This window comes from Staphylococcus sp. GDX8P114P-2 (assembly GCF_017892945.1).
Classification (GTDB): domain Bacteria; phylum Bacillota; class Bacilli; order Staphylococcales; family Staphylococcaceae; genus Staphylococcus; species Staphylococcus arlettae.
Genome location: NZ_JAESMB010000008.1, coordinates 198,428 through 213,781, shown reverse-complemented (window position 1 = coordinate 213,781; position 15,354 = coordinate 198,428). Strand labels below are relative to the sequence as shown.

Below are 15,354 nucleotides of genomic sequence, written 5' to 3'. Positions count from 1 at the left end.
GGAATGTAAGATGTTTTGGGAATGTTTGAAGGTAATAATAATCATACTGCATATTTAAATGAGTATTAATTTATGAGGTGACAAGAAATGAAAGTATTAGTTGCTATGGATGAATTTAATGGAATAATCTCTAGTTATCAAGCTAATAGATATGTTGAAGAAGCTGTCGCAAGTAAAATACAATCCGCAGACATAGTTCAAGTGCCGTTATTTAATGGTCGCCATGAGTTGATGGATTCGGTATTTTTATGGCAGTCAGGTACTAAATATAAAGTGATGGCACATGATGCGGTAATGAATCCAGTTGAAGCAATATATGGTATTACAGAAAGTAATATGACCGTCATCGAAGGAAATTTGTTTTTAAAAGGTGAAGGTGATATCACGCATTGCTCAAGTTATGGTTTGGGAGAAGTAATGTACGATGCATTAGAAAATCAAGCAGAACATCTAGTCATATCATTAGGTGGTATTGATAGTTTCGACGGCGGTGCAGGTATGCTACAAGCTTTAGGAGCTAAGTTTTATGATGATGAAGGTGAAGAAGTTGATACAAGACAAGGAAGTCGTGTATTAAAATTTATACGAACTGTTGATTTTAAAGGCTTGCATCCGCGTTTACAAGAAGTGCGATTACAATTGATGTCAGATTTTGATAGTAAACTTTATGGTAAGCATAGTGAAATTATGCAAATTTATAAAAATAAACAAGTGACATATACAGAAGCGGTGGAGATTGATAACCTCATTTGGTATTTTAGTGAAATTGTGAAAAATGAAGTTCAACAATCTTTAGGACTCATTGAACGTGGAGGTGCTGGGGGTGGCATAGCCGCAGTCCTACATCAATTATATCAAGCAGAAATTTTAACTAGTCATGAACTTGTCGATCAAATAACCCATTTGGAATCATTAATTCAACAAGCAGATTTAATCATCTTTGGTGAAGGGGTAAATGAAGAGGATCAAATTTTAGAAACAACTACGATACGTATAGCTGAATTAAGCACAAAATATGATAAACCAGCAATTGCTATTTGTGCTACAAGTGATAAATTTGACCAATTTGAATCCTTAGGTGTTACCGCTATGTTTAACACATTTATTGAAATGCCAGAAAGCTTTACTGACTTTAAAATGGGCATTCAAATTAGACATTATACTGTCCAAGCGCTTAAACTATTACAGCGAGCATTTGATTAAATTTATATAAAGCAATCGCCAATGTCAGTGTTCTAAGAACCTCGGCATTGGCGATTTTTATGTTAGTTATTAATTTTCTTCATAATAGTGAACGACTTCTTGAGCGATATTAACGACTACATGTACAGCTTGTTCCATAACATCAATTGAAGCGTATTCGAAAGGTCCATGGAAATTTGCACAACCTGTAAAAATATTTGGCGTAGGTAAACCTTTGAAGGATAGTTGAGATCCGTCTGTGCCGCCTCGAATAGGGTCTGTATTTGGTACTATGTCTAAGTTGTTAAAAGCACGTTTAGCGATCTCTATTACATGTGGATTTTGGTTTATTTGCTCGCCCATATTATAATATTGATCATTAATAGTGACCGTAATCGGATCATCTTCATAATGGTCATTAATCGTCTCTTTAAGTTCAATCATATGTTTTTTTCGCACATCGAAATTTTTACTATCATGGTCACGAATAATATAATGTAAAGATGCTTTTTCAACATCACCATTAAATTGCATTAAATGATAAAAGCCTTCATAACCCTCTGTGCGTTCTGGCACTTCATTTTGCGGTAATAGCGAATGATATTGGTGTCCAAGAGACAGTGCATTAATCATCGCATTTTTAGCTGAACCAGGGTGGACATTAACGCCGTATGCAGTGACAATCGCTTCAGCTGCATTAAAGCTTTCATATTGTAATTCTCCTAATTCGCTACCGTCCATAGTAAAAGCAAATGCCGCATTAAAACGATCGACATCAAATTTATGTGGGCCACGGCCAATTTCTTCGTCCGGCGTAAATCCTACACGAATAGGGCCATGTTTAATCTCTGGATGGTCAATTAAATACTTGAGTGCTTCCATAATTTCTACTACGCCAGCTTTGTCATCTGCACCTAATAACGATGTACCGTCAGTAATCATTAATGTATGACCTTCAACATTTTTCATAGCAGGGAAGGTTTCTTGGCTTAATACCCGATTTGTATCTCCCAATTTAATCGGCGTACCATCATATTCTTGGATAATTTGAGGATTAACATTTGTGGCATTGAAATCTGGTGACGTATCGACATGTGCTAAGAAACCGACAGTAGGTAACTCATATGAAACATTGCTGTCGAGTGTTGCAAATAAGTAACCATTGTCATCTACATCTGTAGTTAAGCCAAACGCTTGTAATTCGCTTTCCAGCACGCGCAATAAGTCCCATTGTTTTGCTGTTGACGGTGTTGTTGTGGACTCTGGGTCTGACTGTGTGTCTATTGTGACATATCGCGTTAATCGTTCAATAATTTGTGATTTCATGTAAAACACCCCTTAAGCTCTGTTGTTTATATCATAAGATTTCTTATATGTTTTGCCTTTCATTTTACCATAATATTGTTTAATACGCGTATAGAGAAAATACGATATTTCAGCACATAAAATTCCAAAAGCGATAGCTCCTGATATTAAAGTAACTTCTAAAAAGGTATTTACAGCATGTGTATATTGATTGGTAACGAGTAGGCGTGTTGCTTCATACGCAAGACCTCCGGGGACCAAAGGGATAATACCTGGAACGATAAAGATAATAACCGGTCGTTTATAGTGACGACTCATAGTGTGACTCATAATACCTAAGATGAGGCTACCAAGAAATGCAGCCATAACTTTACCTAAATCCATATCTACTGTAAATTTATAAATTGTCCAGCCCATCGCACCTACAAAACCACAGGCAAATAGGAGACGTCGAGGTGCATTGAAAATAATAGAAAATAGTGTGGTAGCAATAAAACTAATAGCAAATTGTGCTAAGTAATATAGCAATATCATGACTGTCACCTCCTAAAATAAAAGTAAGACTATAGCAACACCAGCTCCGATGGCGAAAGCTGTAATTGCTGCTTCGACACCACGTGACATACCTGCAAGCAATTCACCAGCAAGTAAATCACGTATTGCGTTGGTGATTAATATACCAGGTACTAAAGGCATAACACCGGCAATAGTTATAGTATCCTGATTGATTGCTAATCCGAGTTTAGTACTAATAGCTGCAATACTTATTACCACTGCAGCACTAATAAATTCTGAAAAGAACTTGATTTGTATAAAACGTTGGACAAAATCAAAAGTTAAAAAGGCGCCGGCTCCTGCTAAAACTGCAAAGATAAAGTCATGTGCAACGCCACCGAACATGAATAAGAAAAAACCACAGGCAACCATCGCAGCAATAAATTGTGTTACAAATGAGTATTGTAACGAGGCGTGGTGTAGTTGAAACAATTCCTCTTTGGCTTCATCTATTGTAAGTTCATTATTCGAAATTTTTCGAGATAAACTATTAGTTAAAGCAATTTTTTCTAAATCTGTCGTACGTTCTCGAATACGTATTAAGCGAGTATTGGTACGATCGTTTAAAGAAAAGATAATTGCTGTTGAAGTTACAAAACTATATGTATCATCTAGGCCATAACTTGCTGCCATACGATTCATTGTATCTTCAACACGATATGTTTCAGCACCACTTTCAAGTAAAATTCTACCTGCAATGAGTACTAAATCAATCACTTTATTTTCATCAATAATTGTGATTGAGTCAGACATTGTCGCCACCTCCAAATAATGTGTTGAACAATTGAAAGTTTACAGTCTCTTTGTACAACTTTCAATAGTTAATGTGGTTAGTCATATAGATTTAATATTATATTTGACAATATATAAAAACAATCCGTAAATCTTATAATTACGGATTGTTTATACATTAAATAATTAAAGTTTAATGATTGGGTTGAACATAACTTGATTTCGGCCTTCTTGTTTAGCTACATGCAACATATCATCTGCATCTTTAAAGACTTTACGTTGTGACTTATAATCATCTTGTGTTAAGAAACCAACACCAATAGATACAGATAATTTTATTACTTCTTTATTTGGCAAGTGGAATGATGATTGCTCTACACCATTGCGTATAGCTTCACTTAACTTAACGCATTGATCTAAACTATAATCTCTCAGTACGATTGAAAATTCTTCGCCACCATTGCGGTAAATATTGAAATGTGTTGGAACGTAATTAATAAGTAACTGTGACATTTGTCTTAACACTGCATCGCCAGCTTGATGAGAGTATTGGTCATTCACATCTTTAAACCCATCAATATCAATAAGTAACAGTCCCAAGCTTTCTTGATGTTGCTCCGCTTCACGTGAAACTTTATTCAGATGACGATCAAATTCTTTTACGTTTCCAAGTCCGGTTAGATAATCGATACTGTCTTCATTTTCATAGCGGTTAACTAACGAAAAGAAATGCCAAATATCAACAAAGGTAACTGATGAAGTAATAGTTAATACAAAGGATATAGGAATTAAGAATAAGACTTCCATCCAATCGACATATGGGCTTATAAGTGCTAACATTGCATAAATGATTAGACTAATTGTGTTTAATATCTGGATAGAAACAATGTCGCTTTGTTTTAAAAATGGGCCGATCATACTGACAATAATTGCAATTACAAGTAAGATAACCCCATTTATAATAGAGTGGTCAAATATAAAAATGCTTACTAAGGAAACAATAATTGCAGCTAGTACAGTATATATTAAGTTGGTATACCTACCTATGAAGAGTAACGGTATAAACGTTAATTCAATGATATATGCATCAAATAATGGGATAGGGTAGGCAGACAGTAATAAAGCAACAATTGTCATTAATACTGTAACGTAAGCTTTGGAAAATATCATGATTCTATTTTCTGAGTATTGTAAACGGTGAAATAAATAGATACCGGCTACAGTAACAGAAATATTATATATTATTGCTTCAAACATTTTATTAAACGCTCCTTTAAAATAACACTTTGTCATTGTAAGTGAAAACTTACAATTTGTCATCATCATTTCTATACAAATTCACAAAAAACCCGTTTTTTAATGTTAAAATGAACTAGCGAATGATATTATAATAAAATGAATAAACATTCGAGAAATCTTATAAAAAGGTTTTGTTAATATTATACTTATTTCGATTTGTAATCTTAAATAGTTTTAAGGTATGATTACTAAAGTAAATATTAAACGTAAATTAAATGTATACACTTGTTATGTATATTAAATTATTATACAGTAATAAGCATTATACAACTGTTATAAATAGGACATACAGATGTTGGATTCAGAGTGAAATTACAACATTTAGAATTAAATTAATGAAGGTGAACTGATGTATACATTATTATTAATCATTTTTTCAATGATAGTCAGTTTAATACTTACACCAATAATAATCAAAATTTCACATAAAATGGGGATTGTTGATAAACCAAACTTCAGAAAAGTGCACACGAAACCTGTTTCTGTGTTAGGTGGTACTGTCATATTGTTTTCGTTTTTACTTGGCATATGGTTGGGTCACCCAATTGAAACTGAAGTTAAGCCTCTAGTGATTGGCGCTGTAATAATGTATCTTGTTGGATTAGTCGATGATATTTATGACTTGAAACCCGTAATTAAATTACTTGGTCAAATTATTGCAGCATTAGTCGTTGTTTATTATGGTATAACTATTGATTTTATATCGCTACCCATAGGTCCTACAATTCATTTTGGTGTTTTAGGTATTCCTATTACTGTAATTTGGATTGTAGCTATTACAAATGCAATTAATTTAATAGATGGTTTGGACGGTTTAGCATCAGGCGTATCTGCCATAGCATTAGCAACAATCGGTTTTATAGCTATACTTCAAGCGAATGTGTTAATTATTATGATATGTAGCGTCCTGATAGGTGCTTTATTAGGCTTTTTATGCTTTAATTTTCACCCTGCTAAAATATTTTTAGGTGACAGTGGTGCACTTTTAATTGGCTTTATTGTTGGCTTTTTATCATTACTTGGGTTTAAAAATATTACATTCGTTTCGTTATTCTTCCCAATTGTTATTTTAGCGGTACCGTTTATCGATACGCTATTTGCAATGATACGTCGTGTGAAAAAAGGTCAACATATTATGCAAGCAGATAAGTCGCACCTACATCACAAACTGCTAGAACTAGGTTATTCACATAGACAAACTGTAACCTTAATTTATTCCATCGCACTATTATTTAGTTTATCCAGTATTATTTTGTATTTATCACAACCATGGGGCGTTGTAATGATGTTAATCTTAATAGTTGTTACGATTGAACTAATTGTGGAATTTACTGGCTTAATTGATGATGACTATAGACCGATATTGAAACTGATTGAAAAGAAAGATCACAACGAAAAATAGCATAATAAAAAGAGTTCTGAGACTAAATGATTGCTCGACCTATGTATTCTTACTTAGTTTAGATTACGTAGCCCAAGTTAATGATTTAATCTCAGAATTTTTTAGTTATGTGGTTATATCAAATGGTAGGTGTTTAACCTCACCTTCGATTAAATCGAATTTGCCAGCAGTCGTGCGATTTAAGAATGCTAAAAATGCGTCATATTCTGTGGCAACAACGTCAATGCTATAACTTACTTTATCAGTATATTGCGTATCACGTAACAGAAATGAAGTAGAAGCTAGTTCATATTCAAATTTACCAGTTAAATCATAATTAATCGCAACTGTAACAGGGACTGCCTCTTTTAGCGCTACGCGGCCGATATCATAAATTACATCTCGTACTGCGCCACTATATGCACGAATCAGTCCGCCTCCACCTAATTTGATACCTCCAAAATAACGTGTTACTACGACACAGACATTATGAGTCTCTAATTTTTTAAGTATATCCAACATAGGAACACCAGCCGTACCACTTGGTTCACCATCATCATTTGCTTTTTGGATATTCATTTGATTACCTATCGTATAAGCTGAACAATTATGAGTTGCCTCTTTATGTTCTTGTTTAACCTCAGCTATGAATGACTTTGCTTCGTCTTCATCCGCTACTGGTTTAATATGGGCTATAAATCTAGATTTATTTATAACATTTTCGATTTGATGTTCAGCTTTTATCGTAATAATTGGTTCTTCCATGTATGATTCCACCTCTATTTTTGACGCTCTAAATTTGGAAATTCTAATCTTTATACCACTAGAATGCTATAAAGGTAGTAGAATTACAAAAGCTAAATGTGTTACTTTCTATTATACTATAATACAAACAACAATTATAATTACATAAAGGAATTTTCTTTTGTTAGAAATTACGGTATGATAAATGTGAGTATAATTGAGGAGGATTATGATGAAGATTGCTGTCTTGACAGATTCCACAAGCTATCTATCTCAATCAATGATTGATAAATATAATATTAAAGTAGCTCCGTTAAGTGTAACTTTTGATAATGGTGATAATTTTATTGAAAACGAAACTATTTTTGCACCTGAATTTTATGAACGAATGAAAACATCTAAAACGATACCAACAACGAGTCAACCTGCGATAGGTGTCTATTTAGAATTGTATGAAGCCTTGCGTGAAGAAGGGTATACTGATGTTGTTGCTGTAATGATGTCATCAGGAATTAGTGGTAGTTATCAAACTGCAACACAAGCCGCTGAAATGGTTGAAGGTATTAAGGTGCATACGTTTGATTCCAAATTAGCTGCAATGGTTGAAGGTGCTTATGTATTAAGAGCAATAGAATTAATTAAGCTAGATTATAAACCTGAGGCTATTATTGCTGATTTAGAAAATATGCGTGAGCAAACTGGAGCAGTTTTAATGGTAGATGATTTAAAAAATTTACAAAAAAGTGGACGTATCACGGGTGCTCAAGCATGGATTGGTACAATGTTAAAAATGAAGCCTGTACTAAAATTCGAAGATGGTAAAATTTTACCAGAAGAGAAAGTACGTACCAAAAAGCGTGCTTTAAAGGCGTTAGAACAAAAAGTATTGGACCAAGTTAATGGACTTGAAGAATTTACACTATTTATTATTGGTGGAGATAAAAAAGAAGATTCAAAATGGCTTTACGAAGATTTAAAAGCGGCGCATCCAGATTATAATATTATTTTTTCTGAATTTGGGCCGGTAATCGCAGCGCATTTAGGTTCTGGCGGTATAGGTTTAGGATATACTTGCCGTACAATTACAGAAAAATAAATATAAGACGTTATTAGAGACTAGAACAATATGAGGGTGTTACAGTAGTTAACATTTAATATGGCTCTAGTCTTTTTTGAGGTGATGAACAATCAAACTATATGGTAGGTTAGTTACCAATCATGCTTTGCTGACAACTGAAAAGGTGATTTATTGTGGGCCAGGCATTACGCAAGAACGAAGTGTAACGACTTGTTTGCAGTGCGGTTCTATCTATAGACGTCACATTCACAGTTATTACTCACCACTATTACAACGTGATATATTATATTGTCGCTATTGCCTCCAATTAGGACGTATGGATAGTCTGTCGGATGTTTATATAACACAAACATATAATGTAGCTACATCTGCAGAATTTAATATACCTTTTAAGTTATCTCCACAACAACATTATGGTGCAACAGCGTTATTAGAAGCTGTTAAGTCAAGTCAAGATCAACTGTTACACGCTGTGACTGGAGCGGGTAAAACAGAAATGATGTTTCCAGCATTGCAATATGCAAGGCAACAAGGACTAAATGTTGCAGTAGTATCACCACGCACTGACGTAGTTATAGAGCTTACTCTGAGGTTACGAGCAGCATTTCAACAAGAATGCATAGATGTACTGTATCGAGGGCAACCTCAACGATTTAATGGTCATTTTGTTATTGCTACTGTGCATCAATTGCTACGTTTTAAACAGCATTTTCAACTAGTTATTGTAGATGAGGTAGATGCGTTTCCACTAGCAATGGATAGAGTATTGCAACATTCAATAACGTTAGCATCGACACACGACCGATGTCATATTTATATGACTGCAACGCCTCCCAAATCACTTTTAAGACAATTTAAAGCTTCGAATATAATTACATTACCTGCACGTTTTCATCGACAACCATTACCGATACCACAATTTCAATATTTTAAATTGACACCACAACGACCGCAAACCAACCTTGTACGACTACTATGTCGACAACAAGCAGCGGGGAGAATAACACTTGTATTTGTTCATAGTATTAAGCTATTAAGACAGTTAGAGCATACGTATCAAAAGGTGCTAGTACAGTCAGCATTTGTGTCGAGTGACGATGCACTACGCATGACCAAAGTACAAGAATTGAGAGCAGGGAAATATGTTAGCGTGTTTACTACTACTATCTTAGAAAGAGGGTTTACACTAGCTAAGTTAGACGTTGTTGTATTAAATAGCCACACTTTTACACAGCATGTATTAATTCAAATGTCAGGACGTGTAGGACGTAAAACTGAAGCTCCTACAGGTAATGTTTGGTTTTATCATCAAGGAATATCTACACAGATGTTAAAAGCAAAGCACGCGCTAAAACGAATGAATCGCATAGCACAACAACGGGGATGGATTGATGGTTAATTGTCTATGGTGTGATGCGCAAATTAATGAGGCGTTAACGATTACAAACTTTTACGCCCGTCCTGTACTAATATGTGAGGCGTGTGACGATGCTTTGCAACAATGTAAAATTCAGACAAAAGCGTGTTGTACTACTTGTTTAAAACCAATATCAGATAATCAAAGCCAATGTATGGATTGTGCTATGTTGGCTAAGCGCTATCAACGCATCAATCAACTATATTGTAATTTTCACTACAAAGGAATGATGAAAGCAGTGTTACAACAATACAAATTCAACAGAGATTACGTACTTTGTACATTGATAGCACGATATATACAGTTACCGCGTATGCATTATGACTATATTATCCCGATACCTTCTCATAGCTCTAGAGATCGTTGGCGGACATTTAATCCAGTGACTGCAGTGTTAGCATGTATGCATGTTAAATATACTAACTGTTTAACAATGCAGTATGATCGTAAACAATCATCTTTAACCAAACGTCAACGTTTAAGTCAGCCTAATCCATTTATAATTACAGCAGATTTGGACTTTACTAATAAAAATATTTTGTTAGTAGATGACATCTATACTACTGGAATTACTGTTCATCAAGCAGCATGTAAATTTTTTGTAAGAAAAATCAGAAAATTCGATGTCTTTACATTTGCACGCTAACGTAAACGTGGTATTATGAGAGTAAGCAACATTACCAATATAGAGGTTTTAAAGGAGTCGATTACTATGTTTAGATTTGAAATTCACGGAGAGAACCTCACTATTACAGATGCAATCCGTAACTATATTGAGGATAAAATTGGTAAACTCGAACGTTACTTTAACAATGTTCCAAACGCTATCGCACATGTTAAAGTCAAAACGTATCAAAACTCAGCTACTAAAATTGAAGTAACAATTCCATTAAAAAATGTAACATTAAGAGCTGAAGAAAGACATGACGACTTATATGCGGGTATAGATTTAATTAATAATAAACTTGAACGTCAAGTAAGAAAATATAAAACTCGTGTGAATCGTAAAAGTAGAGACAAAGGGGATCAAGAAGTTTTTGCTGAAATTGTAGAAGATAATAAAGCAGATGCTTTAGATGATACAAGTCAGGAAAATGACTTCGAAATTATTCGTTCTAAACAATTTAGCTTAAAGCCAATGGATTCTGAAGAAGCGGTGTTGCAGATGGATTTATTGGGTCATGATTTCTTTATTTTTACAGATCGTGAAACTGACGGAACAAGTATTGTTTATAAACGTAAAGATGGAAAATATGGTTTAATAGAAACAACAGAACAATAACTAACTATAAGTGTTGAAGCGTTCATGATTAAGTTAAATCGTGGACGCTTCTTTTATGTTATGTTAGTATGAAATAATTTGATAGCACAAAGACTAAGTTGTGCTAGGATAAGCGAGTTATTATATAGAACAGTATGAAATGTAAAGTATATTAACAGCAGCAAAGGAAATGTAAATATATTTATAACAATAATCCTATAAGTGTAATTTTAAGCTAATTAATGGTATTATAAATTGTTGTAAGTAATAGAGTTATTAAGCTAAAGGAGCGAACAGAATGGGTTTTTTATCAAAGATAGCTGATGGTAATACTAAAGAAGTAAAGCGCCTTGGTAAATTAGCAGACAAAGTTCTCAAGTTAGAAGAGGACATGTCTATATTAACTGATGAAGAAATAAAAGAAAAAACAAAATCGTTTCAAGATAAAGTACAGGCAGAAGAAGATGTACAGAAGCAAAATAAAATATTAGACGAGATTTTACCAGAAGCTTTTGCCTTAGTAAGAGAAGGTTCAAAACGTGTCTATAATATGATACCGTACCGTGTTCAAATTATGGGTGGTTTAGCAATCCATAAAGGTGATATTGCTGAAATGCGTACAGGTGAAGGTAAAACGTTAACCGCTACAATGCCGACATATTTAAATGCCTTAGCAGGTCGTGGTGTTCATGTTATTACAGTCAATGAATACTTAGCGAGCAGTCAAAGTGAAGAAATGGCAGAACTATATAATTTCTTAGGGTTGTCAGTAGGCGTAAATTTAAACAGCAAAACAACAGCTGAAAAACGAGAAGCATACGCATGTGATATCACTTATAGTACGAATAATGAATTAGGATTTGACTATTTGCGTGATAATATGGTGAATTATGCTGAAGAACGCGTTATGCGTCCACTACATTACGCTATTATTGACGAAGTCGATTCTATTTTAATTGATGAAGCACGTACACCATTGATTATTTCAGGAGAAGCTGAAAAATCAACGTCATTATATACACAAACAAACGTCTTTGCGAAGATGTTAAAAAGTGAAGATGACTTTAATTATGATGAAAAAACTAAAGCAGTGCAATTAACAGAACAAGGTATTGATAAAGCAGAACGTATGTTTAAAATCGATAACCTTTATGACGTTAAGAATGTTGATATTATTAGTCACATTAATACTGCTTTACGTGCACACGTGACACTTCAACGCGATGTTGATTATATGGTCAATAATGGAGAAGTATTAATTGTCGACCAATTTACTGGTCGTACGATGCCTGGACGTAGATTCTCTGAAGGCTTACATCAAGCGATTGAAGCTAAAGAAGGCGTTAAAATTCAAAATGAATCTAAAACTATGGCGTCAATTACTTTCCAAAACTACTTCCGTATGTATAATAAATTAGCTGGTATGACCGGAACAGCTAAAACGGAAGAAGAAGAATTTCGTAACATTTACAATATGACAGTGACACAAATTCCAACGAATAAACCTGTACAACGTGTCGATAAACCTGACTTAATTTACATTAGTCAAAAAGGTAAGTTTGATGCAGTTGTAGATGATGTCATTGACAAACATAAACAAGGACAACCTGTATTGCTAGGTACAGTTGCAGTTGAAACAAGTGAATATATTTCTAACTTACTAAAAAAACATGGTATTCGTCATGATGTGTTAAACGCCAAAAACCATGAACGCGAAGCCGATATAGTTGCAGGTGCTGGTCAAAAAGGTGCAATTACTATTGCGACAAATATGGCTGGACGTGGTACAGATATCAAGCTTGGTGATGGCGTAGAAGAATTAGGTGGTTTAGCAGTCATTGGTACGGAACGACATGAATCACGTCGTATTGATGATCAATTACGTGGTCGTTCTGGTCGTCAAGGTGACAAAGGTGATAGTCGATTTTATTTATCGCTACAAGATGAATTGATGGTCCGCTTCGGTTCAGAAAGATTGCAAAAAATGATGAATCGCTTAGGTATGGATGACTCTACTCCTATTGAATCCAAAATGGTATCACGTGCTGTAGAATCTGCACAAAAACGAGTAGAAGGTAATAACTTTGATACTCGTAAACGTATTCTTGAATATGATGATGTACTACGTAAACAACGTGAAATTATTTATGGCGAACGTAATAATATCATTGATAACGAGAATAGTTCAGAATTAGTCAATGCCATGTTGCAATCAACATTACAACGTAGCGTGACATATTATATTAATGATGATGAGGAAGAACCAGATTATGAACCTTTTATCAACTACATTGATGATGTGTTCCTTAATGAAGGTGAACTTAAAGTATCTGATGTTAAAGGAAAAGACAGTGAAGATATTTATAATCTTGTTTGGCAAAAAGTTGAAGCTGCATTGGTAGAACAAAAAACAGAGATTGGCGATCAATTCCCTGAGTTTGAACGTATGATTTTATTACGTTCAATTGATACGCACTGGACTGATCATATAGATACTATGGATCAATTAAGACAAGGTATTCACTTACGTTCCTATGGTCAACAAAACCCATTACGTGACTATCAAAACGAAGGTCATCAATTGTTTGATAGCATGATGGAAAATATTGAAGAAGATGTGAGTAAATACATCTTGAAATCTGTAGTATCGGTTGAAGATGATATTGAAAGAGATAAAACAACAGACTTCGGTAAAGCTGAGCATGTTTCAGCAGAAGATGGTAAAGAAAAAGCTAAGGCACAACCATTTGTGAAAGATGAACATATTGGTCGTAATGACCCTTGTCCATGTGGTAGTGGTAAAAAATATAAAAATTGTCACGGTGCTTAATGCTGTCGTGTAGAGCCTGGAGCATATTATTGTTCTAGGTTCTTTTGTATCGTTGAAAGTTATCACTAAACAAGAAATTGATGACACAGAGTGTCATGCACAAGCAACGTTAGAGGCATCATCAATGCTAATTACAGTAATAATTTATTGACTGAGGGACTAGGAGAATAAACTTACACAATGTAGACTATAATTAGAAGTGACAATTTATGTTAAAATATTAATAAAACGTTATTTAGGAGCGATGACTATGGAATTATCAGAAATAAAACGTAATATAGAGCACAATGCTGACAAGTTAGAACAACTTAGGGGGTCTCTTTGACTTAGAAGAAAAAGAGACAAATATTCAAGAATATGAAGAAATGATGACTGACCCTAACTTTTGGGATGACCAAAATACGGCGCAGAGCGTCATTGATAAAAATAATGCTCTAAAATCTGTAGTAACCGAATTTAGAAAGTTAGAATCACAGCTAGAGGATATGGATGCTACACGCGAATTACTTGCAGAAGAACAAGATGAAGATATGCAAGCAGACCTAGTAACGCAAGTTCAAGCATTTAAAGGTGATTTAGATCAATTTGAATTACAATTATTATTAGATGGACCTTATGACGCAAATAATGCAATCTTAGAATTACATCCAGGTGCTGGTGGTACTGAATCACAAGATTGGACGAGTATGCTATTAAGAATGTACCAACGTTATTGTGAACAAAAAGGCTTTAAAGTTGAAACTGCCGATTATTTACCCGGTGATGAAGCGGGCGTGAAAAGTGTAACAATAGTCGTTAAAGGTCATAATGCTTACGGCTATTTGAAAGCAGAAAAAGGCGTTCACCGACTCGTTCGTATATCACCGTTTGATTCTTCAGGTAGACGTCATACGTCATTTGCATCGTGTGATGTAATTCCAGAATTTAATAATACAGAAATTGAAATTGATATTAATCCAGATGATATTACCGTAGATACGTTCCGTGCATCAGGAGCTGGTGGTCAGCACATTAACAAAACTGAATCAGCGATACGTATTACTCATCACCCTACAGGTATAGTAGTAAATAACCAAAATGAACGTTCACAAATTAAAAACCGTGAAGCTGCTATGAAGATGTTAAAATCTAAATTATATCAACTTAAATTAGAAGAACAAGAGCAAGAAATGGCAGCAATTCGAGGAGAACAAAAAGAAATAGGCTGGGGCAGTCAAATTCGTTCTTATGTTTTCCATCCATATTCTATGGTTAAAGACCATCGTACAAATAAAGAAACAGGTAAAGTAGATGCTGTGATGGATGGTGACATAGGGCCATTTATCGAAGCATACCTAAGAAGTCAAATGGATCAAGCTGAAGAGTAATACATTAATAGTTCCAACAGTAGACTTTGAAATATAGGATTAACAATTTACCTTATAGCGATAAACGACTATGTAAGTGCAATACTTTGCGATGACATACGTGATGATGGATTTAATAATTAAGCAAGCAATATATTGCTTGCTATGACTTTTCCACTTTTAAATTTTTGAAATATCAATGAATAGAAGGCATAATTTAAGTA

Annotated in this window: 13 protein-coding genes; 8 read left to right on the top strand and 5 right to left on the bottom strand. The window is 34.3% G+C overall.

The genetic code is table 11. The features are described 5' to 3' along the window. The first annotated feature begins 87 nt into the window (after positions 1–87). A complete protein-coding gene (locus tag KA845_RS04125) occupies positions 88–1,203 on the top strand; it encodes a glycerate kinase (protein WP_021459139.1) in 1,116 nt (371 codons plus the stop codon). 69 nt (positions 1,204–1,272) lie between these two features. Here the strand turns inward: KA845_RS04125 and pepT are convergent, their stop codons facing one another. The 4 genes from pepT to gdpS form a co-directional block, all read right to left on the bottom strand. Then, the gene (gene pepT, locus KA845_RS04120) at positions 1,273–2,508 is read right to left on the bottom strand and encodes a peptidase T (protein ID WP_107374006.1); all 1,236 of its coding nucleotides are present in this window, start codon (positions 2,506–2,508) and stop codon (positions 1,273–1,275) included. 12 nt (positions 2,509–2,520) lie between these two features. Then, positions 2,521–3,015, bottom strand: a complete 495-nt coding sequence (locus tag KA845_RS04115; protein WP_002509853.1) for a threonine/serine exporter family protein — start codon at positions 3,013–3,015, stop codon at positions 2,521–2,523. 18 nt (positions 3,016–3,033) lie between these two features. After that, positions 3,034–3,795 carry a threonine/serine exporter family protein gene (locus KA845_RS04110; protein ID WP_002509852.1) on the bottom strand — a complete coding sequence of 254 codons (762 nt, stop codon included), beginning with the start codon at positions 3,793–3,795 and terminating at the stop codon, positions 3,034–3,036. Positions 3,796–3,960: 165 nt separating this feature from the next. Further along, positions 3,961–5,031, bottom strand: a complete 1,071-nt coding sequence (gene gdpS, locus KA845_RS04105) for a GGDEF domain-containing protein GdpS (protein WP_002509851.1) — start codon at positions 5,029–5,031, stop codon at positions 3,961–3,963. Between the two features lie 391 nt (positions 5,032–5,422). On the opposite strand from gdpS, the gene KA845_RS04100 reads away from it, so the two are divergent. Continuing rightward, a complete protein-coding gene (locus tag KA845_RS04100) occupies positions 5,423–6,475 on the top strand; it encodes a glycosyltransferase family 4 protein (RefSeq protein ID WP_002509850.1) in 1,053 nt (350 codons plus the stop codon). Positions 6,476–6,580: 105 nt separating this feature from the next. Here the strand turns inward: KA845_RS04100 and KA845_RS04095 are convergent, their stop codons facing one another. Then, positions 6,581–7,219, bottom strand: coding sequence for a YigZ family protein (locus KA845_RS04095; protein WP_002509849.1), 639 nt, complete (start codon positions 7,217–7,219; stop codon positions 6,581–6,583). Positions 7,220–7,430: 211 nt separating this feature from the next. Here KA845_RS04095 and fakB1 point away from each other — a divergent pair, with 211 nt between their 5' ends. The 6 genes from fakB1 to prfB all read left to right on the top strand — a co-directional run bounded on the left by fakB1 (position 7,431) and on the right by prfB (position 15,151). Beyond that, the gene (gene fakB1 / locus KA845_RS04090; RefSeq protein ID WP_002509848.1) at positions 7,431–8,294 is read left to right on the top strand and encodes a fatty acid kinase binding subunit FakB1; all 864 of its coding nucleotides are present in this window, start codon (positions 7,431–7,433) and stop codon (positions 8,292–8,294) included. 298 nt (positions 8,295–8,592) lie between these two features. Further along, on the top strand, positions 8,593–9,675 hold the full coding sequence (locus KA845_RS04085) for a DEAD/DEAH box helicase family protein (protein ID WP_002509847.1): 1,083 nt from the start codon (positions 8,593–8,595) through the stop codon (positions 9,673–9,675). Beyond that, positions 9,668–10,339: a ComF family protein gene (locus tag KA845_RS04080; protein ID WP_002509846.1), complete on the top strand. Its 672-nt coding sequence runs from the start codon at positions 9,668–9,670 to the stop codon at positions 10,337–10,339. Before KA845_RS04085 ends, KA845_RS04080 begins: the two co-directional genes overlap by 8 nt. Positions 10,340–10,405: 66 nt before the next feature. Then, entirely contained in the window at positions 10,406–10,975 is a 570-nt protein-coding gene (gene hpf, locus KA845_RS04075; RefSeq protein WP_002509845.1) for a ribosome hibernation-promoting factor, HPF/YfiA family, read from the top strand. Between the two features lie 277 nt (positions 10,976–11,252). Continuing rightward, positions 11,253–13,784 (top strand): preprotein translocase subunit SecA, encoded by a 2,532-nt coding sequence (gene secA / locus KA845_RS04070; RefSeq protein ID WP_002509844.1) that lies wholly within the window; start codon positions 11,253–11,255, stop codon positions 13,782–13,784. A 250-nt stretch (positions 13,785–14,034) separates the two neighbouring features. Continuing rightward, positions 14,035–15,151, top strand: a protein-coding gene (gene prfB / locus KA845_RS04065; protein WP_100218104.1) for a peptide chain release factor 2 whose coding sequence is annotated in 2 segments (ribosomal slippage) — positions 14,035–14,106 and positions 14,108–15,151 — 1,116 coding nt in all. Because the reading frame shifts where the segments join, the coding sequence is not laid out codon by codon here. Positions 15,152–15,354 lie beyond the last annotated feature (203 nt).